Genomic DNA, 1,027 nt, shown 5'->3' with positions numbered 1-1,027 from the left:
CCCACCACCCCGCGACCCCCGCCGACAACGAGAGCAAGACCGATCTCCCGTGATCCGCCACTGGAAGATCGCCCTCATCGCCGGCTGGACCGGCATCGCCCTGATCGCGCTGCTGGCCCTCGCCTGCGGACTCGTCCTCGGCCTGGCCATCGCCAGCCAACCCGCCCCCTGATGCAGGAGCCGTACAACAAACCGCCGGCGTGATGCCGGCGATTGAACAGCTTGGGAGCAGGGATGCCACAACGTGCTGGGACTCGGCCCAGAAGGCTCTGCCAGGAACCGGCGGCCGTCACGTGGGCCCGCGAAAGGGAGGGGCTGACCAAGCGTGCCCTGGCCGCTCGGGTCGGGATCTCCGAGCAGCTCATGGGCGACATCGAGTCAGGCCGGCGCAACGCCACGCCCGCCAATCTGATCAAGATCGCCCAGCCGCTGAACTGCCCACTCGTGGTCCTGGAACGCAAGCGCGGGGACGTCGTTGCCGATGCTGACGGCTGACGGCTGACCACAACGTCCTTCACCTCCGATGTGATTGGAGTGTCACCGTGTCAGAGTTATCTCCTTCGCTCCACGCCGACCTGGAGTCGGCCTACGTGGCCCTGCTGCGCCAAGCGACGGCCGCGCCGGAGTTCCGCATTGCGCCGCGCGGCAACGCGGCCCGGGAGATCATCGGCGTCGGCGTCCGTATCGCTGATCCGCGACAGCGGTTGCCGTACCTGGCCGCACGGAAGGCCAATCCGGTGTTCCACTTCGCCGAAGCCTTGTGGTACCTGGCGGGGCGGCGGGACCTGGAGATGATCGGCCACTACGCCCCGTCGATGGCTTCCAGCTCCCGTGACGGCGTGACCATCCTGGGGTCGGCGTACGGCGCGCGGATCTTCTCTCCGGCCCCCGGCAACGACGTGGCACCGTTCGACCGGGTGCTGGAGCTGCTGCGGCGGGAGACCGACAGCAAGCGCGCGTTCATCCCCGTACTCACCGCCGACGAGCTGGCCGGGACGGAGTCCAACCCCGACATGGCGTGCCTGGC

The 1,027-nt window shown here is 68.7% G+C and carries 2 protein-coding genes and 1 pseudogene; all 3 read left to right on the top strand.

Annotated features, from left to right (window positions below):
* Positions 1-49 precede the first annotated feature (49 nt).
* Positions 50-172 (top strand): hypothetical protein, encoded by a 123-nt coding sequence (locus WA788_RS35355; protein WP_335984572.1) that lies wholly within the window; start codon positions 50-52, stop codon positions 170-172.
* Positions 173-234: 62 nt separating this feature from the next.
* Positions 235-495, top strand: a complete 261-nt coding sequence (locus tag WA788_RS35350) for a helix-turn-helix transcriptional regulator (RefSeq protein WP_335984570.1) — start codon at positions 235-237, stop codon at positions 493-495.
* Between the two features lie 47 nt (positions 496-542).
* Positions 543-1,027: pseudogene (locus tag WA788_RS35345) on the top strand (thymidylate synthase); the annotation flags it as partial.

Origin of the sequence: Streptomyces sp. CA2R106, from assembly GCF_037034245.1 — a bacterium.
GTDB lineage: Bacteria > Actinomycetota > Actinomycetes > Streptomycetales > Streptomycetaceae > Actinacidiphila.
The sequence above is the reverse complement of the archived record's forward strand: the minus strand, read 5'-3'. Positions and strand labels throughout refer to the sequence as shown.